The sequence below is a fragment of the Paenibacillus sp. B46(2026) genome (genome assembly GCF_056786355.1).
In genome coordinates this window covers 2,969,621-2,995,745 of record NZ_CM165907.1, presented here as the reverse complement: position 1 = coordinate 2,995,745, position 26,125 = coordinate 2,969,621, and the positions used below count along the sequence as shown (strand labels likewise).

At 45.2% G+C, this 26,125-nt stretch carries 17 protein-coding genes; 5 read left to right on the top strand and 12 right to left on the bottom strand.

The genetic code is table 11. From position 1 onward, the window contains the following. Positions 1 to 118: 118 nt before the first annotated feature. From AC1S8V_RS13600 to AC1S8V_RS13585, 4 genes are all read right to left on the bottom strand, one after another. Positions 119 to 1,795, bottom strand: a complete 1,677-nt coding sequence (locus AC1S8V_RS13600) for a response regulator (RefSeq protein ID WP_482074029.1) — start codon at positions 1,793 to 1,795, stop codon at positions 119 to 121. Positions 1,796 to 1,799: 4 nt separating this feature from the next. Then, positions 1,800 to 3,548, bottom strand: a complete 1,749-nt coding sequence (locus tag AC1S8V_RS13595; protein WP_482074028.1) for a sensor histidine kinase — start codon at positions 3,546 to 3,548, stop codon at positions 1,800 to 1,802. An 82-nt stretch (positions 3,549 to 3,630) separates the two neighbouring features. Then, entirely contained in the window at positions 3,631 to 4,521 is an 891-nt protein-coding gene (locus tag AC1S8V_RS13590) for a carbohydrate ABC transporter permease (protein WP_482074027.1), read from the bottom strand. A gap of 15 nt (positions 4,522 to 4,536) precedes the next feature. Further along, on the bottom strand, positions 4,537 to 5,442 hold the full coding sequence (locus AC1S8V_RS13585; RefSeq protein ID WP_405172676.1) for an ABC transporter permease: 906 nt from the start codon (positions 5,440 to 5,442) through the stop codon (positions 4,537 to 4,539). Positions 5,443 to 5,768: 326 nt separating this feature from the next. On the opposite strand from AC1S8V_RS13585, the gene AC1S8V_RS13580 reads away from it, so the two are divergent. Together AC1S8V_RS13580 and AC1S8V_RS13575 are read left to right on the top strand one after the other, a co-directional pair. Beyond that, positions 5,769 to 6,434: a potassium channel family protein gene (locus AC1S8V_RS13580; RefSeq protein WP_482074026.1), complete on the top strand. Its 666-nt coding sequence runs from the start codon at positions 5,769 to 5,771 to the stop codon at positions 6,432 to 6,434. Next, a complete protein-coding gene (locus AC1S8V_RS13575; protein ID WP_482074025.1) occupies positions 6,418 to 7,815 on the top strand; it encodes a TrkH family potassium uptake protein in 1,398 nt (465 codons plus the stop codon). The genes AC1S8V_RS13580 and AC1S8V_RS13575 overlap by 17 nt, the downstream gene beginning before the upstream one ends. Before the next feature lie 135 nt (positions 7,816 to 7,950). On the opposite strand, the gene AC1S8V_RS13570 is transcribed toward AC1S8V_RS13575, so the two are convergent. Then, positions 7,951 to 11,688 (bottom strand): alpha-L-arabinofuranosidase C-terminal domain-containing protein, encoded by a 3,738-nt coding sequence (locus AC1S8V_RS13570; protein ID WP_482074024.1) that lies wholly within the window; start codon positions 11,686 to 11,688, stop codon positions 7,951 to 7,953. Positions 11,689 to 12,072: 384 nt separating this feature from the next. Between AC1S8V_RS13570 and abnB the strand changes: the two genes are divergently transcribed. After that, a complete protein-coding gene (abnB, locus tag AC1S8V_RS13565) occupies positions 12,073 to 14,490 on the top strand; it encodes an arabinan endo-1,5-alpha-L-arabinosidase AbnB (RefSeq protein ID WP_482074023.1) in 2,418 nt (805 codons plus the stop codon). Positions 14,491 to 14,664: 174 nt separating this feature from the next. On the opposite strand, the gene AC1S8V_RS13560 is transcribed toward abnB, so the two are convergent. After that, positions 14,665 to 15,219 (bottom strand): helix-turn-helix domain-containing protein, encoded by a 555-nt coding sequence (locus tag AC1S8V_RS13560; protein ID WP_482074022.1) that lies wholly within the window; start codon positions 15,217 to 15,219, stop codon positions 14,665 to 14,667. A 129-nt stretch (positions 15,220 to 15,348) separates the two neighbouring features. Here AC1S8V_RS13560 and AC1S8V_RS13555 point away from each other — a divergent pair, with 129 nt between their 5' ends. Continuing rightward, a complete protein-coding gene (locus AC1S8V_RS13555) occupies positions 15,349 to 15,930 on the top strand; it encodes a LysE family transporter (protein ID WP_482074021.1) in 582 nt (193 codons plus the stop codon). 51 nt (positions 15,931 to 15,981) lie between these two features. Here the strand turns inward: AC1S8V_RS13555 and AC1S8V_RS13550 are convergent, their stop codons facing one another. Then, positions 15,982 to 16,959, bottom strand: a complete 978-nt coding sequence (locus tag AC1S8V_RS13550; RefSeq protein ID WP_482074020.1) for an MBL fold metallo-hydrolase — start codon at positions 16,957 to 16,959, stop codon at positions 15,982 to 15,984. Positions 16,960 to 17,196: 237 nt separating this feature from the next. Here AC1S8V_RS13550 and AC1S8V_RS13545 point away from each other — a divergent pair, with 237 nt between their 5' ends. Beyond that, positions 17,197 to 18,174, top strand: a complete 978-nt coding sequence (locus AC1S8V_RS13545; RefSeq protein WP_482074019.1) for an alpha/beta fold hydrolase — start codon at positions 17,197 to 17,199, stop codon at positions 18,172 to 18,174. An 86-nt stretch (positions 18,175 to 18,260) separates the two neighbouring features. On the opposite strand, the gene AC1S8V_RS13540 is transcribed toward AC1S8V_RS13545, so the two are convergent. The 5 genes from AC1S8V_RS13540 to AC1S8V_RS13520 all read right to left on the bottom strand — a co-directional run bounded on the left by AC1S8V_RS13540 (position 18,261) and on the right by AC1S8V_RS13520 (position 26,087). Then, the gene (locus AC1S8V_RS13540; RefSeq protein WP_482074018.1) at positions 18,261 to 18,908 is read right to left on the bottom strand and encodes a hypothetical protein; all 648 of its coding nucleotides are present in this window, start codon (positions 18,906 to 18,908) and stop codon (positions 18,261 to 18,263) included. Between the two features lie 305 nt (positions 18,909 to 19,213). Continuing rightward, on the bottom strand, positions 19,214 to 20,695 hold the full coding sequence (locus AC1S8V_RS13535) for a DHA2 family efflux MFS transporter permease subunit (protein ID WP_482074477.1): 1,482 nt from the start codon (positions 20,693 to 20,695) through the stop codon (positions 19,214 to 19,216). A gap of 67 nt (positions 20,696 to 20,762) precedes the next feature. Continuing rightward, a complete protein-coding gene (locus AC1S8V_RS13530; RefSeq protein ID WP_482074017.1) occupies positions 20,763 to 21,350 on the bottom strand; it encodes a TetR/AcrR family transcriptional regulator in 588 nt (195 codons plus the stop codon). Positions 21,351 to 21,616: 266 nt separating this feature from the next. Next, the gene (locus tag AC1S8V_RS13525) at positions 21,617 to 24,868 is read right to left on the bottom strand and encodes a bifunctional cytochrome P450/NADPH--P450 reductase (protein ID WP_482074016.1); all 3,252 of its coding nucleotides are present in this window, start codon (positions 24,866 to 24,868) and stop codon (positions 21,617 to 21,619) included. 310 nt (positions 24,869 to 25,178) lie between these two features. Next, entirely contained in the window at positions 25,179 to 26,087 is a 909-nt protein-coding gene (locus AC1S8V_RS13520; protein WP_482074015.1) for an NAD(P)/FAD-dependent oxidoreductase, read from the bottom strand. Between the last annotated feature and the right edge of the window lie 38 nt (positions 26,088 to 26,125).

Here is a 26,125-nt window from a genome sequence, read left to right as displayed (position 1 = left end):
CCCTTTTTTCTCCTCCCGTGAGGTATAATTCCATTTTATAAAGAAAGCGCTATCAATTCGAGTGTATCCCGTTGACATCTGGTATCTTTGATTTACCATTTGAGACATCAGACATCATCTAACTTTTCTGATCCCGATACTCTTGAGGGGTGCAGCCTGTCGCTTTTTTGAAGAAACGATAAAAATAATGCTGATCACTAAATCCAACCTTCGCAGATATTTCATGCATCTTACAGGTCGAACCCAGAAGCAACTCTTTGCTTCGCTCCACTCTACGGTCATGGATGTAGTCGGATATGCCCTTGCCTGTAATCCGCTTGTACCAACGCGACAGATAAGAAGGGTTAAGAGAGACTTCCTGTGCGATCCGTGTGAGTGAGAGGTCATCCTCCAGATGATGCTTAATGTAATGATGGATCGTGATCAGAATCTGCGATTGGTCGTTCAGACGGGCATCGCTTCTTTTGGAGATCATCCATTCGTATGCCGATTGATAAAAGATGACCAGATCGGACCATGTGGTATGGATGTCAAAATGCAGCATTCGGGACAGCGATATTTCTTCCATTGCCGATTCATATAAGCCCAGTTCGTGCAGGACTTCAATGAGCACACTTGCTGCACCTGTATACGTTTTCATACGAAAGAACGGATCTTGAAGTCCCTCCTTCGCCGCCTCGGTCCATTTATGGAAGGACTCTATCCATTCCCGATCCCCGGCGGTTATTCGCTGTTTGATCTGATCCAGATGCAGCGCTACAACACCCTGTTGATTCATAATGCTAGGGGTGTAAGGCAATTCATCCTGGATATTTACACGCAGGAGCTTCTCCATCCCAAGCCCGGGACTCTCATGAATCGACAGACGCAACTGCGCGATCGCCTGATTAACCCTGCTCCACTCTAGGGCCTGCTCGCTGACCATGATGGATACAGACAGGTTCAGGCAGTCCGCACAAGATTGCTGCACAGACTCCAATGTGCCATAGACAAAACGAAGGGTCTCTACCCAGTCCAGCTGAATCCCTCGTTCCCCTTGCATATTAGATACGTGTGACGGATGCGCCTCTTGCGATTGAATAAAGCACGCGATGACCTGAGTGTCCAGATCAATCGCCTTCACCTTGGCCTTGTCCTGCAGCAGCTCCTCCGCAACATTGGCAACGGCATACCGGATGAGACTGCGATCCGCCTGGGATTGATAGTTGTTCCATTCTTCTACCCGGATGATCACTGGAATAACGAGTTGATCGGATTCGAAAGGTAGCTGCACAGCATCCAGTTCTTCTTGAAGTGAAATGATATCATGTCTATCCGTTCGCTTAAGCACATCCAGCAGCAATTGACGCTGTAACTGGGGCAGCGCTCGTGGCAATTTACTGCGAAACCAGGCAGCTTGGTAGCGAAAATCATTCTCTTCCGAGATCTGTGTTAACGCCCGCTCTACCGCAGCCCGAATGTGATTCATGCCCTCTGTCTTTAACAGGTAATCCACAACGCAAGAATTTCGAATGGCTTGGTGTGCATAATCGAATTCGTTATGACCTGTCAGCAAGAGAACTTTGCATCGTGGCCACCGATCCATAATCTGCTCAATCAACTGCATGCCATCCATGCCAGGCATACAGATATCGCTGAGTACAATATCAATCTTTACCGAGTTCAGCCAATCGATAGCTTCATAGGCAGAGTAAGCCTTGATAATCTCCATGTCCTGAAGATTTGCTTTTTGAAAAAACGCATACAGTCCGTCCAGAATAACGGGTTCATCATCTACAATAAGCATCCGCTGCATAACACTACTCCCCTTTCCATGGAATCTTCACTATAATGCACAACCCACCGAGCTCACTTCGCTGCGCTGTAAGACCATAGGTAGCCCCGAATTTGATTCTTAATCGCTGATTCACATTCATGAGCCCGGTTATCTCTTCGTTTCCATGTTTCCGCTCTGTTTCCTCAAAGGCAGATTGCAGGTAATTCAATGTTTCGTCGGTTAACTGATCCCCATCATCCTCAATGCGAATGGACAGATTATCCTGGTCCTGTTGGTACAAAATCTGTAGAATACCTCCCTGGCTACGTTTGGCTAGTGCATGCTCAAACACATTCTCTACAATCGGCTGAATCATGACTCTGGGAACGGAAATGACTCTATACCTTGCATCCAGATCCTCCAATTCCAATTGAATCCTCGAACCAAATCGAATTTTTTGAATGGATGTATAGACCAGCGCATGGTCAATCTCAGCTCCCAACGACACCTCCGTATGAGAATCCCGGGACATATACCTGAAATATTGACCCAGGTAGTCGGTGAATTCCTGAATGAGCTCCACATTCTCCACTTCAGCCATTTGCTTGATGCTGAACAGACTGTTGTATAGAAAGTGAGGTTGAATCTGGGATTGCAGGTGTTTGAGTTCTGCCTCACTTGTTCGAATCCGTGCAACATAATTCTCATCGATCAAAATATGTAAGCGCTCTATCATATGGTTGAATCGGGAGTACAAATAGCCGAATTCATCCCTTCTGGATGATGGAATATGTACACTTGTCTGGCCCTGCTCTGCCATTCTGAAACCTCGAATGAGTATCGCTAAGGGTTGGTGAATCGATCTGTAGATCGAAAACGAGAAGACAATAATGATCACAAGCGACATGAAGGTCACCATCCATAACCATACGTTGTATTGTTCCAGCGGTGCGCTCAGCACATCTTGCGGAATAGTGACTGTCAGCGTGAATGAGTGATCCTTATCATGTAACGAATAATAGAGATATCGATCAGATTGGAACTTCGTAACTTGCATGGAGTCGGACGGTTCAGGCGAAACCGTTCGAATCGGTTTTACAGGCGCTGGTTGCTCTGAAGAAGAGATCACTACATGTTGCTGTTCACCAAAACTCAGTGTAATCTCACTTTCACCCGTTTCCGACAGCTGCTGCAACCGATGTTTCAGTTCTTCAGCAGACAAGCGTATCCCTAATATGAAATTGGGTGCCTCCTCATGGTTCATGTTATACGGATTACTTTTCAGGAAATAGAGTTCGTTATTGGAATGCGATAATTCGCCATTCAGATTCCCCATCGTTGCGAGCAGATTCTTCCACTCGGTATCCTCTACGTCCCGAATCCCGTCCGCCGCACTGACTCGTTTATGCAGAGCGGGAACATAATACACAACATCACTAATGTAGGGACTTGTCACCATGATCTGACCCAGCTTATTGTGAATGTTGTTCAGGCTGGACGTGACTTCATACCTGCTCATAATCGCTGCTCGTGTACTTAGTGTAGACATGGGTTCATCAAATGAAAATTCGGTCACCAGCGCACTCATTCGCTCCAATTCGAATTGCAGATGATTATGGTAGAAGTACAATTTGGACTCATGTGCCTTCTCCACTTCCGTCTGCATTTGTTTGGAGCCGAGTTGCGTAATCATAATGCTTATCCCGTACAAGGGCAGAATGACCAGTACAAAAGCAATCATCAGTTTGACGACAATGGATGACTCTCTCCATCTCCCCCGAATGAATCTCAATATTCCATCTCCCCTCTCCTCAATAGCAAAAAAGGAGCCAGAAATCGGCTCCTTCCATCGATCGGTTCTCCTCCTATCGATCTTATCCCTTTACACTTCCAACGACAAGCCCATGGACGAAATACCGCTGCAGGAAAGGATACACGAGCAGAATCGGAATAACGGACAAAAAGATCTGGGAAGCTTGGGTTGTTCTATCCGATACCTGACTTAAGAGCGTCGCATCCTCCAGTGTCATCATCTCGCTCTGAATCATCGTGACCTGCTGTAACATGGACTGAAGATATGTAGCCAGCGGATAGCCTTCCGGGCTCTTCATGTAGATCATGCCATCGAACCAGGCGTTCCAGTGACCCACCATGGCGAACAGCGTAATAGTGGCGATACTGGGAAGTGAAATAGGAAGATAGATGCTGCATAGGGTGCGGAAATGTCCTGCCCCATCCATCCAGGAGGCTTCTTCAAGCTCCTTTGGTAATCCCCGGAAGAAATTAAGCATTAGAAGTACATTAAAGATCGGAACAGCGCCCGGCAGAATCAGAGCCCAGATGGAATCCAACAGCCCCGCTTCCTTAACCACCAGATAACCCGGGATCAACCCTCCACTGAATAACATGGTGAATACGAAGATCCAGGCATAAAACGTTCTTGAACGGAATTTGGCGGCTTCTTTGGAGAGTGGATAAGCTACCAGAATGGTGAAGATCAGATTAGTCGCAACCCCCAATGCTACACGAAGAAGGCTTGTGCCGAATGAATTCAGAAATTGCTGATTTTCAAGAATGTATTGATAGGAGGACAACGTGAAATCGACAGGCCAGAATGTGACGCTTCCCGCTTTTACTGCATCACTCGAACTAAATGAAATCGCTAATATATTCACAATCGGGAACAGGCATAACAAGGCAAGAATCGTCAGGATGACGTAGTTAAACCCTAGGAACCATCGATATGCTCTTGAAGCGTGGTGCATGATTCTGCCTCCTTTCTAGAAGATCCGATAATTCGCGAACCGATAGGCCAAGAAATAACCAAGCCCGATAAAAATGAAGGAAACAACGGATTTGATCAGACCCAGTGCTGTTGATACGGAATATTGTGCATCCTGCAATCCGATCCGATAGATCATCGTATCCAGAATATCTCCTGATTCATATACCAATGGATTATAGAGGTTGAATACTTGGTCAAAGCCACCGTTGAGCACATTCCCAAGACTAAGCGTTACCATCAAAATCACGATCGGACGAATACCTGGCAGTGTAATATGCCATGTCTGCTTCCATCTTCCCGCACCATCCATAACAGAGGCCTCATACAGAGACTTATCAATATTAGTAAGAGCAGCCAGATAGATAATTGTCCCAAATCCGAATTCTTTCCATTGGTCTGTGATGACAAGTATGTAAGGGAACCACTCATTACTGGCCAGGAATTGAATCGGGTCAACCCCCACGGCTTTTAGCAACATATTAACGATCCCAGTGCTTGGAGATAACACATCCACGATGATTCCCGCCAGAATAACCCATGAGAAAAAGTGAGGCATATAGATCACCGTCTGAATCGTTCGTTTAAATCCTGTCTTGCGAACCTCGTTGAGCAATAAGGCTACAAGTACCGGAATAACCAAGCCGGACACAATTTTCATCGTCGATATAAATACCGTATTCCATACAACCTGCGAGAACCCCGGCAGATCGAACAGATACCTGAAATTGTCCAAACCCACCCAATTCATATTTTTGAATCCGGCAATGGGAGAGAAATTCTGAAAGGCAATAGACAGCCCCGCCATCGGAATGTAACCGAATACAATAATAATGAGCAGTCCAGGCAGAATCATGAGATGAAGCGGAACGTTTCGGATAAATTGTTTGTAGTTGGAACGCATAAGCTGACTCCTCCTTCAACGTTTATTATAGGAGCAGCCAGATCAACGCAATAGTGTGGGCTATTTACTTTGGGTATCTTTTGTTGACTGCTTTCCAAATTTAATAGCATATCCAAAAAAAGAAACAATTCAGTTGCAATTCTATTCTTAAGCCATTAGAATAAACTCTTTTGGAGATATGCATAGACATAGCGATTTTGGGTTATATTCCACCAAGGTTTGCTAACTACGATATGAAACCTTACAATCCTGTGTACGTAATGTAATATTTACCTATTAAGATGTAGAGGAAACCATTATTTATTTTGATTACAATGAGGGATATTATGAAAAAACAGTTTATGGTACTTGGCCTTGGACGATTCGGTTCAAGCTTGACACACACACTCATTAAAAATGGACATGAAGTACTCGCTGTAGACAAAAGCGAAACTCTTGTTCAGGAGATTTCAACGGTGGCAACCCATGCGGTACAGGCAGACTGTACTGACAAATCAGTCCTTATCGAGCTTGGAGCAAGCAATTTTTCTCACGCCATTGTCGCGATCGGCGAAGATCTGCAAGCAAGTATACTAACCACTCTGTTATTGAAAGAACTTAATGTTCCCAAAGTAACTGCCAAGGCCAAAAATGATAACCATGGCAGTGTGCTGAGCAAGATTGGTGCGGATCAGATTGTTTACCCTGAACGTGACATGGCCACGAGACTGGGGAATCAGCTTAGTTCAGACAACATCATTGATTCCATTGAATTGTCTCCAGATTATAATCTGGTCGAGATCAAAGCTCCCGTAAGTATGAATCAGAAGACATTGCTAGAACTCAACATTCGGGCTGAATATGGATGTACCGTTATCGCCATCAAAACGGGGAATAACCTGAATATCTCACCCATGGCAGAAGACATAGTCCGTGCGGGAGATATGCTCCTGTTAATAGGCAGTAACGATGACATTCGGAATCTGGAGAGTGATTATGAACCAAAGAAATAAACGTGTAATGAGAACTTCGGCCCTAACGAACATGGAATCCATTGTGAACAAACTGAAAAATAATATGAGCCCTCCACAACTTATCATGATCATCTTCTTCGCACTCATCTGGGTCGGGGCCTTACTGCTTGCACTTCCGGTATCTTCTAGTACCGGGACATCCATTGGTTTACTTGATGCCTTGTTCACAGCAACCTCTGCTATATGTGTAAACGGGCTGATTGTCCTGGATACAGGGACTGTCTTTTCTACATTTGGACAGATCATCATCATGATTTTGATTCAGGTTGGCGGGTTGGGGTTCATGACACTAGGTGTAATGGTAGCCATTATTCTGGGGAAACGGATTGGCTTAAAACAGAGGCTTATTATTCAACAAGCCACCAATACATCCTCTGCTCAAGGTCTGGTTAAGCTATCGATGTATATTGTGCTTATAGCCTTTGCTTTTGAAGCTCTGGCTACAGTGGTTCTTACATTGCGCTGGCAGAGCGATTTGGGATGGGGACAAGCTTTCTATTATGCCATATTCCATTCCATCTCTGCCTTCAATAATGCGGGTTTCTCTCTTTGGACTGACAGCCTTACTCCATTTGTTGGCGATCCGGTTGTTAATCTTACGGTCATTACGCTCTTTGTCATCGGCGGCTTGGGTTACATTGTGGTTGTGGATGTATTCCGCAAGCGTTCATGGAGAAAGCTCTCCCTGCATTCAAAGATTGTATTAATCGGTAGTTTTTCTCTATACTTGTTTGGATTTATCACCATCTTCTTAATCGAGAGTTGGAATCCTGCTACGTTCGCTGATTTATCTTACGGTGAACGTATATGGGCTGCTCTATTTCAGGGCACTGCCCCTCGAAGCTCTGGATTCAATACCATTGACATTGGAAGTATGTTGGCAACATCCCAATTTTTCATTATTATCCTGATGTTCATTGGGGCTTCTTCCGGCGGAACAGGTGGAGGAATTAAAATCAATACTTTTGTTGTCCTTGTTCTTGCGACCATTCAAACATTTCGGGGCGGTGGGCAAATTCATGCTTTTGAGCGTAAAATTGCAGAAGAAACAGTGATGCGCGCACTCGCTGTTGTCTTAAGTGCTCTTGCCTTTGTACTGGGAATCTCCATTTTGTTATCCATATCCGAAGGCATTCTTGAAAATCATTTTCTGGATGTTCTGTTTGAAGCCACTTCGGCTTTTAGCACCACAGGACTATCGATGGGTCTGACAAGTGAGTTGAGTGTTGCCGGTAAAATTATAGTCACCATTACGATGTTTGCAGGACGACTGGGACCACTAACACTGGCTTTTGCATTGGCGCAGAAGAAACGTACATCCAAAATCGGTTATGCAGAGGATCATGTCCTCATTGGTTAACATACGGACTAAGGACATGTTAATCCTATTGCGGAACAGTGATTGCTTTTATTTCAAAACAAGTTCCATAGCAAAACGCCCCCTTATCGCAAACGACAGATGTCTGCTTAAGGGGGCCTTATTTATATATTTTTCTTATAGAAGATTCATAATGAGAACATTTACCGAATGAGCGGGCAAACCAACGATCGCTGATTCACCATTCAGCTTTATCTCCTGTTCTTGGGGAACCACCTTCTCATCATTCTTCTGATTCACATTTGGAACATGCACCAAATGATCTTCTCCAGTAAGCGTGATCAGTCTGGCTGAAGCATCCACCTTCAGATCCTGAAGGCAAATTTGAGTTGATTTATCCACACCATCTGCATTGACCAGTTTCACATACACATGATGTGCGTCCTTCGTAACGGAGTGGAATACTTCCCGGTTGTAAGCTTCCAGCTTGTAATCCAGAACCTTGCTGGTGTTGTGCCCGTCCGTATAGGAACATATCAGGTTCTTACCTGTGTCCCCACCAAAGTTAACCGTGATCGCATAATTGGTCCCATTCTCGAGTGGTTCATAGTTGGCCGCTCTCAGGTTACCTGCTGCCGAACTGGATGAATAGTCTCCTAATGTATACCCCTCAATCCCTTGTTTATACACCTTCACTCCTGTGGCATTTCCCCCGTAACTGATTGCGTACTCAATGACATCCTTGTTCTCGGGTGAGATATCCGTCAGTCCCACGCCGATGTAAAAACCATCCTCACCTGAAATTCTTTCAGCTTCAACCAGCACCTTGTAGTTAGTCCATTCGTCATTCAGCAGGTATAATCCATTCAATCCACTTGATTGTGCGCTCAAGATGAGCCCTTTCCCAGCGGTTAACGTGTATCCTTCCGATCCGGGAATCTGTCTCCATGCCTCACTAGGCTCTGTACGTTCCCTGAAATCTTCATCAAACATCAAACTCCCATCCACATTGGACGTGACCGTGACTCGTTTCACCACGATGTCTGCATGACCTGTTGCAATTTCGATGCCGCCACGCGGAATGAGATTCAGCGGTTTGCCTTTGCTATAGGTGGAGAAAGAAGTCTCAAGCACCTGACCTCCTACATATTTTGCAAAAAGCTGCTGTACATAATAATTCGGTGTATACCACACGGTTTCATCATCAAACCAGATGCAGTCTGGCGTCCAGCGGTAGGTACCATCCGTTAGTACTTTGTTGAACAATGGCGCATAGGCTGCCAAACGAACAACGTCCGCATTGTTCTCAAATCCGGTCATGATCGCAGCTTCTGCGACCGCTCCTGCCAGCGTGTTTTTGTCCGTGGACGCATATTCTCCAACAAATACTTTGGATGTTTCTTTCCAATCGATACTTCCATCTTCATGATAAGCCCGTTCATAGTAGTTGTATCGATCTACGTTATTCAGCAAATATTCATTGGATCGGTAGTAGTGCTCATCTGCGATGGTGTCCATGTAATTGTCCTGATTCTCATACCAGGTTACGGTCTCCTCAATCACCTCTGTGCCATCTGCAAAAGCAACTTGAGCTGATCCGGTCAGATTCCCGCTGAGGAACTTCCATCCTTCCTGGTAAGCATCATCATCCGCCTGAGCACCAACCGTCGAGATAATGTGCAGCTCATGCTCCGGATAGTTCCGTTTCATGTAATCATCTATCGAACGTTTGAATACTTCGAAGTTGGCAAAAAATTCAGTGCCCCAGTTCTCATTGCCTACGCCCAGATAACGAAGATCAAACGGTTCAGGATGGCCCATCTGGCTCCGTACAGCCGCCCATTCGTTGTGTTCAAAGTCTGTACTGAGCGCAAAGTCGATCAGATCTGTAAAGTTGCGGATATAATAATCCCTTAAAGCGCCACCCGCAGGGTGAGCATAATCCGAGCGTGCCTGACATAACACACCACAAGCCATGACTGGAACCGGAGCAGCATTCAGATCTTCCGCCAGTTGGAAGTACTCCATATATCCAAGCCCCATCGTCATCATGTAACCCCACACATTATAATTCTCTTTGCGGAGCTCAACCGGACCCACAGAATCCTTCCAGTCATATACGTTATCCCAGATAAAAGACCCCTCCGAGATACATCCTCCGGGAAAACGCAAGAACTTCGGATGCAGTTCTGCGAGTGCCTGGATTAGATCTTTTCTCAATCGATAGTTCGGATTACCTGCGTAGTTGGCGTGTGCTGTAGCCGATATTCCTTCTTCTGTCGGATCAGATCCCCATACATTCTGAGGGACTAAGGACACCATATCGATGGAGATCTCACCTGCAAACGTAAGTGCCAGTTGACCAAGTACAGTCTCCGTTCCGGTCAGAGACAAGCCGTATTTCTTCCATGTGTTCCCGCCCTCAACATGTAACGTTACCGAATCACTGATCGAAATGTCACTTCCATCCTGCAATTGAACCGTGATCGTTCCTGCCGATTCTGCTTTTGCCCATACGGTAAAATCATAGGCCTCACCCTGCTTGATGGACATGGCACAATGCTGGTTGGAGTCGGAGAATCCGCGATTTCGAATCGTTGCCCCATCCTGAACCGTTACATAATAAGCATTTACTTCAGGATCTTCCACGTTAAAGTGAACGTTCAGTCCATCCGTATGCTGCACGAGCATTTTCCCCGTATCGCCTGACCAGGCAAACAAAGGTTCACGATTTCGACCTGTCGAACAACCACATTCCCCAGAGTCATGCGAGTACGTATCGAATGCAAAAGATTCAAATGATCGATTCTGGACAAGCTCCGCATAGATTCCGCCATCTGCCGCATTGTTAATATCCTCGTAGAACAGCCCATACATGACTTCGCTGATGTCAGCCACTTTCTGATCTCCATGGATGGTGACCGTATAAGGGGGGAGATGCGCGGGTACAACAGACACGTCAAAGCTTTGGTTCAGCTTACTTTCACCTTTCGTCAAAAGCGCACGAAGCGTAACCTCTTGTGCCGATGTGATTACCTGAACCTCTCCGTTCTCGGACAAAACTTCCGGCTCACTGGAACTCCAATCCACCGTCACTTTACCACCCAGCAAGTCTGCCGGCAGTGACACATCCTTGGTGATGATTCGGTTGGGGAAGAACAGATACTTGTCCGCCGCAAGCTTCACAATCGCTTCATCTGTCAACGACTCACACATCACTTCAATGACTTCATCCATGGTAAGCGCTGCTTGATAGATCCGAAAGTCGGATAACGAACCTGCAAAATCCGCATCAGCTGCATACTGGGAACGCCCAATATAATTCTGACTATAATTCTCAGGATCGGTGAAAGAATCAAACCATTCGCGCAGTTTGGCATAATTGCCACTGGACGTCTGACTAATCGAACCATCTGCCGCCTTCTCCCCGTTCACATATACAATGGGACCTGCACTGCTCAACGTCCCACCGTGGCTGCCTGTCACGGAGAGTGCAATATGCATCCATTCTCCACTTGCAACTCCCCGACTTGGGTGGACAACCAGATTATCACCAGCATATAACGTACCCAAAAGCTGACGTGTCAGAAATAAATACGGTCCCTTCTCCCCTTTACCAAAGTCAAAAATGCGTTCCCATACATTCGCCCCCTTGCCCAGAAACACCCAGGTTGCAATCGTAACTCCTGTGTTATCGCTTACATCCCAAAGCAGATCCGAAGGTAATTGCAGATAAGAAGTCCCATTCGCTCCCCCGTTGAAAGTCACCGCAGTTCTACCTTTCACCTCGGATATCACAGGTAGAATCTCACCTTTGGCTATACCATCATGACCCTTACCGGAGTTGTCCTTCCCAATCTGAACGTTATCTTCGAACGTGTATTGTGCGATTAATTGATTTTGATATGTGCTCATGTTCTTGCCTCCTATGTAGTTGGGAATTGTCAGTTCACGCTTTTAATTCGCATTAATATAAAATGATTGATAAATAATTAAACACCTTGCTTAAACGTAATAATATCGCATCATAGATCCCAATTTCAATCCTAAATTTGAGAAAGACATCTGTTATATTTGAATGTAATGAGCCTTATCAGCTCTTCACCTCTCTCTTTATTTATTCATTTTAGTCTTATAAGCATTACATTTATGGTTTACAAACATATAAACCAATTGATAATATAACAAATGAAAGCGCTTGATATAATGAAATACTCAAAGGAGGTCTGCCGAACCTTATATCGTGTGTTGCCAAGTATCGGTTAATTTTTCATTCAGGGAATAGGAAAGGGGAAACGTATGAAACGTTATTGGGTAAGCGTACTTAACATTTCTGTACTAAGCACCGCATTACTTACTGCAACAACTTTGGCACCGGTTTCGGTGTTCGCAAATGGTCCAGGGGCATCCGTGGGTAACTCGCAGACTTCCACCACACCTATTGCAAATCCTGCTCCATCATTCAAAAATGTTTCCGTTCATGACCCTTCTGTCATTAAGGTGGATGATACGTTTTATATTTTTGGATCACACCTGCAAGTGGCCAAGTCCAAAGACTTTCTGAACTGGGATTTGGTCACATCCGGTGTTACGGATAATAATCCTGTTGTCCCGAATGTAACCAAGGAATTCGCTGAAGCGTTGGAATGGGCACAGACGGATACGTTATGGGCAGCAGATGTCATTCAATTGGCGGACGGCAAATTTTATATGTACTACAATGCTTGTAAAGGAGACTCTCCTCGATCAGCGCTCGGCATTGCTGTCGCAGACAGTATCGAAGGGCCTTATAAGGATCAAGGCATTCTGTTGAAGTCTGGCATGTGGGATCAGATCAGTGAAGATGGGACCATTTACGATGCAACGATTCATCCCAATGTGGTCGATCCTGATGTCTTTTATGATAAAAACGGCAAGTTATGGATGGTGTATGGCTCGTATTCCGGAGGGATTTTCATTCTGGAGATGGATGCAACGACAGGTAAACCGCTGCCGAATCAAGGTTATGGCAAGAAGCTGACCGGAGGCAACCATAGTCGTATTGAAGCCCCTTACATGCTATACAGTCCCGAAACCGATGATTATTATCTGTACCTGTCTTACGGCGGACTGGGTGCTGACGGAGGATATAACATACGTGTAGCTCGCTCCAAAACACCGGATGGGCCTTTCCTCGATGCCGAAGGAAACGATATGATCAACGTTAAAGCGGACAAGGATAAACCCTTGTTTGACGATCGTTCGATCGAGCCTTTTGGTGTCAAATTAATGGGGAACTTCCTGTTCGAGAGACAGCTCGGAGATCCGGGCACAGGTGTGGGAACCGGCTATGTATCGCCAGGACATAACTCTGCCTACTATGATGCGGAGACCGGAAAACAATTTCTCATCTTCCATACCCGCTTTCCGGGTCGTGGCGAAGAGCATGAAGTTCGTGTGCATGAGATGCATATGAATGCCGATGGGTGGCCTGTTGTTTCTCCGTATCGTTATGCGGATTTGGAAGCGGATACAGTTCAACTGACAACACAGGATGTCGCTGGGCAATACCAATGGGTCAATCATGGTAAGGACATCACGGCGGAGATCAAGTCCTCCCAGACCGTTCAGTTCACAGCAGATGGGCAGATTCGTGGTGCCGTGACAGGAACATGGCGTCTTGGAGCGAATAACGAGGTTCAGATCACATCAAATAACGTTGTGTACAAAGGTATATTCACACATGAATGGAATTCAGAATCTCAAAGTACGGTTCTGACCTTTAGCGCTCTCTCCTCCTCCGGGATAGCCATCTGGGGAAGTCAAGGTGTTGAACGAAGTGATCAAGATATCGTTGATGCGATAAAAAAGGATCTGAGTATTGGTAATACGGATCATGTTTTCTTCAATCTGTCTCTGCCTACAAAGGGAACAAGTGATGCAGACATCACGTGGAAAAGCTCCAACACGTCGGCTCTATCCGCTACAGGTGTAGTGCAGCGACCACGCGCTGGTAAGGGCGATGCCAAAGTGAAATTAACCGCAACGATTCGTAAAGGAACTGCGGTAAGCTCCAAAACGTTCAATGTTATCATTCCACAGCAAGCGGTAAGCCCATTGCTCGGGGAGTATACTTTTGATCACAAGAAACTTGCCAAAGTCGCACAGGATTACAGCAAAAACGAATATCATGGACAAGCTTTTAACGTGGTCAGCTCTACTGCTGGTGGCAAAAATCAGGCTGCCACATTCAATGGGACAGACAGTTTCATCCAGTTACCTGGCCTCGTTACGGATACAACAGACTTCACGTTTAGCGCCTGGGTCAATTGGGATGGCGGCGGGTCTTGGCAACGTATTTTTGACTTTGGAAATGGCTTGACGAGGCATATGTTCCTCACTCCCTCCCAGCATAATGGGGCTTTGCAATTCACCATTCATAATGAAGGACGGGATCAGAGCCTGATTGCTGCAAATCCCTTGCCTTCTAAAGAGTGGGTTCATGTGGCTGTAACCCTTCAGGGTGATGTGGGTACTTTATATGTGAATGGCACATCTGTTGCAAGCAGCTCCGAGATCACCTTTAATCCGAAAGATCTGCATGTGACGGAGGCTTATGTGGGCAAGAGTCGTTATGCGGCTGATCCGTTCTACAAGGGCAGCCTGGATAACGTAAGATTGTATGATAAAGCATTAACAGCCAAGGAAATCCAGCGTCAGGCCAAAGAAAAGCCTTAACCCGAGCGATATCATAGGCGCTGGACTCCATAGCGAACAAACTAATAAAGCAGCCAATGTATTGAACTGTACCCCATTTGTCAGACACGACTAACAATGGAGGTGCAGTTCATTGATTAGGCTGCTTTATTGTCATTCCATTCATTTGTTACATCCACAGGCTGAACCTTGATATCACTTCGAATAATGAATAACCATGCTTAACTTGATAGCCGAAGCTCCAGAATTAATATAGGCATGGGGCTTATCTGCTCGAAAACGGATCGACTCCCCTTGATTCATCGTATATTCTTCCATCCCAACCCGAATCGTAAGTTGTCCTTCAAAAACAGTAATAAATTCTTCGGTACCTTCGATATGCGGTTCAGCATTCAACGCAGACTTGTGGTCCATCTCCATCATGTACATCTCAAAACGCCGACCCTCTTCAAAAGGAAAATACGGATAAATCCGAACCCTTCCCTCATCCTCTACCAATACTTGAATATCATCGCCCGTTACAACGGTAGTATCTGACTTCGGCTCGTGGATCAGAGCAGTAAAGGAGGTTTTCAAGCCGTTGGCAATCTTCCATACGGTTGCAATTGATGGATTGGATTCGCCACGTTCAATCTGACCAAGCATGGTCTTGCTAATGCCAGACATTTCGGCGACCTTGTCCAGACTAAGTTTTCTTTGTTCCCTAAGCTGTTTCAGGTTCTGAGCAAGAATACTATTAATGTTTTTCAAAATTAATCATCCTCATTTTATAATTATGTTGTGCTATATAACGCACGTATTGTACAATAATAAAGACCGTGCGTTATAACGTACATTTCAGGTCATTATATCATGCAACTAAGAAGACGTGGAGGAACCATGAACATTATACCTTTAGTGACATACGCAATCATCGCTTCATTTACACCGGGACCCAACAACATCATATCCATGACCCATGCAAGGAATAAGGGTTTCCGTAAGACCCTTCCGTTTATTGGCGGAGTTGCAGCCGGCTGCCTGCTTATTATGTTTCTGTCCAGTTATTCCAACCTTATTCTTCATCAATATATCCCCAAGATCACACCCGTTTTGAACCTGTTGGGATGTATGTACATGCTCTATCTGGCAATCAAAATTATGCGAAGTAAACCTGCAGATGCGGAAGAGAACAAGGTCAATCATTATTCATTTCTATTCGGGTTCACGCTGCAATTCATTAATCCCAAAGTCATTCTGTATGGGCTTACTGCCATATCCGTTTTTGTTCTGCCTCTTGGGCAATCCCATGTTCAACTAATCGCATTTTCCTTGCTGCTCACCTTTATCGGCATTAGTGCCAATATGACTTGGGCGTTCGGTGGTCTGTTATTCCAGAGCTTTCTATTGAGATACGAGCGTCCTGTTAATATCGTGATGGGTATGTTGTTAATTTACAGTGCACTATCGATCCTGATGTAAAATGCAATAGAAAAAGCGTTCACTCATTTGATGAGCTGAACGCTTTTATTTTTATCCTAATTCCGGTCTCCACCATGGAACTATAGGATAATCCTCCGTATGAAGAACAACCTTCTCGCCGATTTTGGGTGTTGCAATCTTGACTTTCAAGGCATGTGCAGCCTTCGTGATTCGTTCAACCGGTTCATCCCAGGCATGATAGGCGAGCGTAAATGCAGCCCAATGAATCGGGATGAGCAACTTACCACCTACATCCAAGTGTGCTTGTACCGTTTCTTCCGGCATCATGTGAATGTTGGACCAACGCTCGTCATATTGCCCACATTCCATCAAAGTCAGGTCAAATGGACCGTATTTACTGCCAATCTCCTTGAAATGAGGACCATATCCGCTATCGCCACTAAAGAACACCTTCGTATGTTGTCCAGCGATAACCCACGAACACCATAAGGTAGAATTACGGTCGAATAATCCTCTGCCCGAGAAATGTCGCGCTGGCGTGCAAGCGAATGTTAAACCTTTGAACGATAACTCATCCCACCAGTTATGCTCAGTAATCTGTTCTGAAGGCACACCCAGTTGAATCAGTCGACGACGGACGCCAAGCGGCACGATAAATCGCTTTGTTTTATCCTTCAATCTGCGGATGGAGTCGTAGTCCAGATGATCATAATGGTCATGCGATATAATGATTGCATCCAGCGTTGGGAAATCCTCCGGTTGAATCGGTAGATTGGTGCTGTAACGTTTGGTACCCACCCAGGATACGGGGGATGGACGATTGCCCAACATCGGATCAAAGAGCAATCTATGACCTTCAATTTCAAGCAAAAAGGCCGAATGACCAAACCATGTAACCTGTGGATTATCGGACGCATCGATTGACTCAGCAGGTTCGTATATCTCCATGGGCATGTTGCCCAATGGCCTCCGCTCTACATTGCTACGCATGGAATCTCTCAATATACTGATCAGGGACTTGAAGTTCATACCGGCCGATGTCGGGATCTGATTTTCGTATTTTGTCATTGTATCTACCTTCTGTTCTATATAATCATTCTGTAGCTCAAACATTCGGATAAGATATATTCATATCGTAACTTTATATTAATTCATTGGCTGTTGATATTCAATTTTCGGTAGAATTCAACTGTCCCCGCATGATCGAAACTAGATTAAATTAAGATAGAATTAAGACTCTGTTTTCTCTCGTATAAGATTGGGCATATATGATAGAGAAAATACATGGAGAGTATGTGATAGAACATGAAGAAATGGCGCAAAAGATTAGTTAAGTTTTTGATATTCGACCTGGCGATAGTTCTGTTGCTTCTGGGTACTGGCGTGATCTACCAACAAGTGGGTTTAAGGCAGGATGCCAAAATACTCGTACCCCCTGGAAAACTGTACAACGTACATGGTGACAATATGCATCTATATACCGGTGGAGAAGGCGATGTAACGGTAGTGCTCGCCTCCGGCTGGGGGACCGCTAATCCCTATGTAGATTATTATCCATTATATGAAAAGCTTGCTCCCAACACAAAATTCGCTGTATATGATCGATTTGGATATGGATACAGTGATCAGACCGAGAAGAAACGTGATGTCGATACCGTAGCAGAGGAGTTACACGAGTTGTTACAGGTATCTGGACAGAAGCCCCCTTATGTATTGGTTGGACATTCACTCGGCTCGCTGGAAACCATCCGTTTCGCACAGAAGTACCCGGATCTCGTGAAAGGCATCGTCATGATTGATGGTGGAAGCCCCGAATATTACTCGAATGACGATGACTCTTTGGCAGATACAATTGGTGGGTTTGCAAACAAGTTACGTATTCAATCTGGACTATTCCGCCTTTCCATGCAATCTGATTTGGTTGTCGAGACTTCCAATGCCAATCGAAATGAACTGAAACTTGTACCCGACGATCTAAAAAAATTGGATACAACTGCGTTATTGCACAACTATGGTAATGCTAACACATTAGATGAATTACGTGAAATAGCTGCCAATGGCAAAGTAGTCGTAGATCACAAGCAAACCTTACCCTTTCCACTCACCATACTGACGGCTGATTACTTCGGTGCAAGTGAGCCCGAATGGGATAAAACACAAGTTGAATTCAAATCTTGGTCAGATGATTCAAAACAGGTAACCATTAAAGATACCGATCATTACATCCATCAATATCACCCTGACCTCGTTGCCGATGAAATATTGGCCCTGGTGAAGAAATAACTTACACTCTACTAAAGTAAGGCAACGCTATATCACGAAAGAAACCCCAAAGATTCTCGAACTCTTTGGGGTTTTGGCTATGAACATTATTGTGCTATCGCCAGTCTTGGCCGTTGGGACCTGAAATCGCTGAAAGCTTGTTCGATCTCTGATGAAGTCAACTGGTGACGATAAAAGTAATGCTCCATCGCCTCCATTTCGTCTCGATCCCCATTGTAGATGTTCTCAATTCTCTGAATTACTTCCTTATACAGACTCTCACGCCTGGACCTTACAGGTTCACACAACCAAAAGTCTGTTCTTTTCACATCTCCTGTCTCCGTCCAGAGCAAATTCTCGTATCGGATGACATCCCAGTCCCAGTATCCAGCATGAATCTGCTGAAGTTCTGTCGTGAACATATCGTATATTAAGTTGTGAGGAACGTATCCATACTTCGCACGATACTGTTTCAGGCTGAATGCTTCAATCCATTCAGTCAGCGTGTACTCCCCTGGCGAATACGCATACAATTTGGGTGCATACGTATTGCCTTGCAATGACCGGAGAGCTTCACTTTCCATTTCTCCATCCAATCTTGCACGTGAAGCATATACCTTGATACAGTAATCTTGCAATCTATATACAACCGAACGATTACTGATCAGAGAAGCTTGTAAGGTCAGATGACCATTCTTTTCATAATGCAGCAGCATCTTTGCAATGGTATCTTCAATGGAATTGATGATTATCATAACGATGTCTCCTTGAGTAGTGATAAAATATAAATCGTTTTCGAAATAGTTCAAAATCGTAGTAATACATTCTATATTACCTGTTTATATTAGTATGAACATATACAATATTCCCGGAACATGAAGTATTTGCTCTGAAATTCATTCTTAGAACCAGGCAATTCGGTCATAATTTCACTTTAATTGCTGAAACCCGTTTCACGTCAACACAAAAAAACAAGACCACTCCTAAAAGTAAAAAAGCGATGAGTCCCCCATAGTAGGGAACCCATCGCTCTTATCTAATACCAGGTTGTTACGGTGTATTAATGCATAGGACCTTGCTGTCCTGGCGTTGATCCTACTTTGACCCGTTTCACGAAGAGTGAAGTAATCAGACCGATAATCGACAGTACCAATGCAAATACAAACGCATTCTGTACACCTGACGTGAAACCTGCCAGTTGATTCTCAGGACTTTCCGGATTCGCCACTCCGCTCAAAAAGCGGGATTGTCCTGCGCTCAGTATACTTACCGCAACAGCCGTACCAATCGCTCCGGATACCTGTTGCAACGTATTCATGATGGCAGTACCGTGGGGATAATACTCACGAGGCAACTGGTTCAAACCATTGGTCTGTGCAGGCATCATAATCATCGAAATGCCGACCATCATGAACACATGCAGCGTAATAATTTTGGCCAGGGTCGTTGTTGGTGTAATTCCAGTGTACATGAAGAGTACAACCGTCACGACAGCCAGACCAATAATTACAAGCCACTTCGGACCAAACTTGTCAAACAGTCGACCCATCACCGGAGACAATAAACCGTTCAGCAAACTGCCCGGCAATAGAACCAGTCCGGCAGTTAACGCTGTAACGGCCATACCTTGTTGCAGATACATTGGCAGGATCAGCATGGATGACAGCATCATCATCATACAGATGAAAATGAGGATCAAGCCAATTGTAAACATCGGATATTTAAACGCTCGCAGATCCATCATTGGCTGTTTCATTCTTAGTTGACGGATGCTGAATAACAACAAGGAGAGTGCACCAATGACGATAGTGGAGATAACAACCGGACTTGTCCAGCCGCCGCCAGTTTCTCCATGTCCTCCTGCGCTACTGAAGCCATATACGATACCGCCAAAGCCCACTGTAGATAGAATGATGGAGAATACATCAATTTTGGGCTTGGTCAATTTCGAAATATTCGGCAAGAACAGCAACCCGCATACCAGTGAGATCAGGAAGAACGGCAAGGAAATCCAGAAGATCCAGTGCCAGCTCAGATTAGCCAGAATCAGACCGGAGATACTCGGACCGCTTGCTGGTGCAAACATGATAACCAAACCGATCAAGCCCATGGCCGCGCCACGTTTTTCAATCGGGAAAATAACCAATATGGTGTTAAACATCAGTGGCAACAATAGCGCTGTACCTATCGCCTGCAGTACCCGTGCCACCAACAGAATTTCGAAACTAGGTGCTAGTGCAGCAACAAACGTTCCTGCAATCGAGAAAATCAAGGATGTTGTAAACAGCTGTCTTGTGGTAAACCATTGCAACAGCATACCCGATACCGGCACCAGGATTCCCAACACAAGCAAGTAACCTGTGGTTAACCATTGAATCGTTGTAGGACCTACTTCCAGTAGAGTCATAAGTGGCGTCAATGCCACATTTAATGCCGTTTCTCCAAACAGGCCAATAAAGCCGCTCAGCAGCATGGCGAACAAAATCGGAAATACCTTGTATTGCTTTGTTTCTTCTTGATTCTGTGCAGAATCAGCCTTCATGGAAACCTCCACGATCCCATCCTCCTCAAACGTATCGAACTTCTTTTTCTCTGTCTCTTGGTATAACTTATTGAATCTGTCTGGCATTTTTCGCCACAACCGACAAATAATCAGCAGCCGTCAGCAGAGGCTGTTTATCCTGATTCGTCAGGCTGATAATCAGTGCTCCCTCCATCAAAGAAATGACCAGAAGTGATGTCTCCCGCGCCTTCTCTTCACCAATACCATCCAAGATCAGATGTTTCGTAATGACATCCTGCCAACCTGCAAATACACCCTGACAGGCAATGCGTAGCTGATGGCTGATACAGGATGTCTCCACGGCTGCCCAGAAGCTGAATGGAAGGAATCCGGTAAAACCAGCTGCTTCCGTTTCATGAGCCATATCGTGTATGAATCGCTGAATACCATCTGCCGTATTGTCATGGGCTGCGAAGGTTTCTTCAAACTTTTGCAGGATATGTTCATTGGCTTTTTGAATACACTCGTGCGCGAGCTCTTCCTTGCCTTGCGGGAAATAATGATACAACGACCCTTTAGGCGTACTACTCTCCTTGATGATCTGATTCAGACCGGTCGCATGATATCCTTGTGAAAAAAACAGTCTCGCTGCTGTGCTGACAATGGACTCTCTAGCATTAGACTTTTCACTCAACGAAAGCCACTTCCTTCAAATAATTATAACAATCGGTCTATATAATTAAACTTGTTCAGATCAGTACTGTCAATCATTTTTATTTCAAATTTTAATGTAAACGTTAACAGTTCAGAAGCAAGAAAATAAACCAAACGGCTGCACTTGGTCTAATCATTAGATCAGCCGCTAATTTGGATGCAGGGCTCCAAATTAAGCGGCTGATTATCAGCACGGCATGAGTATTTTAAGGACTGTGTACAATAAATATTGAAGTCTTCTTCATCTTAATGGATCTCCTGATGCACAGCTTGAGGAGATTCAGTTCTTCTTTTACCTGCCCACACGTCTTGCACATAGCGTCCTTCGGCCTGAAGCTGAATGAGCCAGTCTTTCGCTTCCTGCAATGTTGCTCCCTGCACTTCCTGATACGCTTGCCGCAAAGTCTCTTCCACCGCAGGAGCCATCTGGCTTCCATCCCCGCATACGTAGAGTTTTCCTTTGTTCGTCAACATGTGAAGCAACTGCTCGGAATCCTCTTTCATTAAATGCTGTACATACGTTTTGGGCTTGCCCTCAGCACGAGAAAAAGCAGTGTGAAGCTTAACAATCCCTTCTCGTTCGTATTGTTCAAGCTCCTGACGATATATGAAATCTGAATCATTCCTGCACCCAAAGAACAAATGCGCCTCACTCAGTGGCAAACCTCTCTGTTTCATGACAGCTCTTGCCTGGAGGAAACCTCTGAACGGTGCAACCCCTGTCCCCGGTCCCACCATGATCATCGGAACATCAGCCTCTTCCGACAGATGAAAACCGGATTCAGGCGTGCGTACAAACATCAAAATACGTTCTCCGGATTGACAACCGGCGAGGTACGATGAAGCAACTCCCTGGTATTCACCTTTGCCGCTCCATGCAGGCTCTCTTACTACCGATACCGTTATGCTCGCTTGCTCGGAATTCAGGCTTGGCGAGCTGGATATTGAATAATATCTGGGCTTGAGGGGAGGTAACAGTTCAAGGAACGTTTCAAATGGCAGCTCACACGCCTCATACTTTTCTAGCAGTTCCAGCATGGTGATTCTATTGGCAAGAATATAATTCCTGTAGCTGTTTTCGTCCAACATGCCTTCCAGTTCACGCATATGAGGCGGGCATACCGTATGCTTAGCTAACTCCTGCAACTGTGTTCGGGTAACAGGCGTCTGCAATTCCACACAGTGACGCAGCAACTCATGCACCTTGACGGGACGATTCAGTGGAAGGTGTGTAAGGTGGCTGACGTCCGAAGTTAATTGGATTTGAACATCCCCACTTAGTCCGAATCGACTGAGTATCCGATCCACGGTCTCCTTCTGGTTGCCAGGTAACACACCGAGATGGTCGCCTTCTCTATAACTCATGCCTTCAGGCAGTACCACCTCAATGTGACGTGTGCTTCTCCCACTTCCCAACTCCTGAAGCTCTTGATTCACCACAACCGTGGCATAGCTGGCGTCATAAGTTCTTGCAAGCGGCATCTCCGCTTTCTCGCGGACAAACTCCATTTGAAGTCTGCTTGTGCTTGGCATGGATGGCTTCACGACTTCCGCATTAATCCCCAAAGCACTCAACACCTGAGGCCACAACATGTGCTGCCACGCTTCAACTTGCTTCTCCATATCACCTCCGGCATCGGCTTCACCGCGGGATAACAGTCTTTTACCTCCCAATTCTTCAAGCTTCTCATCCATCAATCGCGGAATGCTCTGATACGTCCCGGACCAGCTCCGATCTCCACAGCCCAGAACGGCATAGTTCACATCCCGTGCTTCCTCTGACTCTGCTTCCTTCAACCAGTCTACAAATGCCGTAGCATTTTGCGGTGGTTTTCCGTTATACGAAGCAGTGACGATAAGAACGACACCTTGGCGGGGTAAGCGGCCAACCCACTCATTCAGAGAAGCTGCTTCGCTTGGGATTCCATACGAACGCCCTTTCTCCGCAAGCTCTCTGGCAATGCCTTCTGCCGTTCCCAGATTGGAACCATATAACACCAGCAGCGATGGGTTACCATTTGCTTCAACGACCACATTTTCTCCCGTCTGGCTGTCACTTGCTACATTTTTATGAACAACAGGAGCAGGTTTCTGTTCTGCATATACAGTAGCCTTATTCATCGTTTGCGAAGCCGCGCGCGCTTTCACCTGGATTCGGAAGTCTCCCGGCTTCAACGTCAGCGTCTGTTTAACATCCAACTCATAGTTGCTATAATCGATCAGCTCAAAATGTTTGAGGACCATACCAAGCACAAGTGTTGCTTCATATAAAGCAAACTGCATACCGATACATGCTCTCTCCCCATTACCAAAAGGTTTATACGCATGATGAGGCACTTTCGTCGTATCTTCAAATCGCTCCGGACGGAAAAGCTCCGCATCCTCTCCCCAGGCCTCTCTGTCACGGTGAAGCTGGGGCAGAAGAATACTGCAACTTTCCCCTTTCTTTAAGGGATATTTGCCACCTATGACGGTGTCTTCTTTGGCATATACGTCAAATCCCGGAGCGGTTGGCCAGAGACGTAACGATTCACTAAGAATCATGCGAATATATGGAAGCTGAAGAATTTCCTCGTACTGTGGTGAGTCACTGACCAATATCTGATCCACCTCGTCATACGCCTTTTGGAGCGATTCCGGATTTTTCAGTAGAAAGTAAAGAGCAAAAGATAATAGACCACTCGTGGTTTCATGTCCGGCAATGAGAAACGTAATAATCTGATAACGTATGTTCTCATCATCCAGCATTTCACCAGTCTCCGGATCTTTGCCATTCAGCATACGTGCGAGTAAGTCGACCTCTCCAGGTGCTGAACTCGCTTTACGTTCCTCTATAATCTGATCTACCAGAGAGAACATCGTCTGAATATCCTCCTGAAACTGTCGTTTGGTTTTCACCATAAGCAGATTCTGAATTTTCAAACGTGAACTCTTCTGCATAGCTTCATTTAATGCCCGAACCATGCTTTCAATAAAAGGACTGTGGTCCTGCCTGTAAAAACTGTTAAACCGATAATTGAATCCACATAGTCCAATGGTATCCAACGTAAGGCGTGTCATATCATCCGCAACATCAATCGTATCATTGGAATTGAGGCGTGCCCACTTGTTGATCAACTGTTCGGCAATATCAACCATCATGGGATGATAACCTTTCATGACCTGTTTGCTGAAGGTAGGAAGTAGAATGTTATGGGCCTTTTTCCAGTTGGGCTCCGATGTTCTGCTTGTGAATAAACCATCGCCTCCAAAGGCACGTACGTTTTCGAGTTCATTGTATACAAACTTGTCAAAACGGGACACATCGCATAACTCAGCGACTAGATCTGGTCCAGATACGATTAAACCGGAATAACCGGGAACGGTAAGTCGATATATTGGTCCATGCTGTTCAGCCAGAACACCTAGCGATAGCGTTGGTTTATCTTTATCAATCAAAGGCAGATTGCCAAGGGGTCCATACATTTTAGGCTGTGGAATGTAAGTTGCATCACTCATGATGATCACCCCTTGTCTGTGCGCCATGGATTAAGGTATCCGTTAGCCGTTTAGCGGCTGTTTTGCTTTCAATCATAGGTGATCTCTCCTTTAATAGTTATATAATTGATAGATAATAATATCATTTGATAATACAATAAACCAAAATTAATTTAAAATCAAATTTTCTTCTGCCTGAATTACTTGCATTGGAACTGTTCAACGTTTAGGTTGAACAACTACAAATAGAGGATTGCATATGCAATCCCCTAATTTATGAACCTTTGACGCTATGGTACTATGACGCTTTTTAATTTGATTTAATGGTGACTTAGCTCTCCCACTTCTCGAAATTCAATTCATTATTCATGCTTACCGCAGACAACGCCCCCAGAGAAGCAGCCGTGATTGCCTGATACATCTCGGATGCCGCATCACCAGCACTGAATACACCCGCTACGGATGTTTTGCCAGATTCATCAACGATAACCGTCCCTGAATCCGTTATTTCACAACCGATGGCCTTCGGCAGCTCTGATCCGGTAAACAGTTTGGGTTGGAAGAAGATACCCGTACACGGAATCGCTGTACCGTCATTCAGGACAACTTGCTTTACCATCCCCTCTTCTGAGTCAATGGATTGAACTGGTGCATCGAACACAGTAACATTATGCTGCTTCAGTTCTTCATGCTGTTCATCGGTTAATGAACCTGATCCATTCGTACAGATCGTATAACGTTCTGTCCAGCCGGATATGACTTTTGCCATATGTAATGCCTTATCTCCACTTACGATGATGACCAGCGATTGGTCTCTTAACTCCCATCCATCACAATACGGACACACAAAAGCACTTTTGCCGTAAACCTCTGTTAATCCGTTAATATCCAAGGGCAGATCTTTCTTACCTACCGCAAACAAAATCTTTTTCGTGCGATAGCTTGCACCCTGTGCAGTCTTGACTACAAAATCACCATCGCTACCTGTTATCGCTGTTGCCGTATCGGATGCAAATTGAACTGAAGGATACGCTGCAATCTGTTCTTTGGCTGCTTTGCGGAATTCACGTGGACTGGCCCCATCTCTTGTCACAAACCCATGAGTCTCCCTTGTAACCCAGTTTCGAGGTGTCTCATCGTCAATGACCACCACGTTCTTGCGGGCCCTGCCGAGTACAAGTGCTGCATTCAGCCCCGCTGGTCCTCCACCAATAATAAGTACATCCAAGAGTTTATTCATATTAATTATACACCCTTTCCAGATATTTAATATCTCCA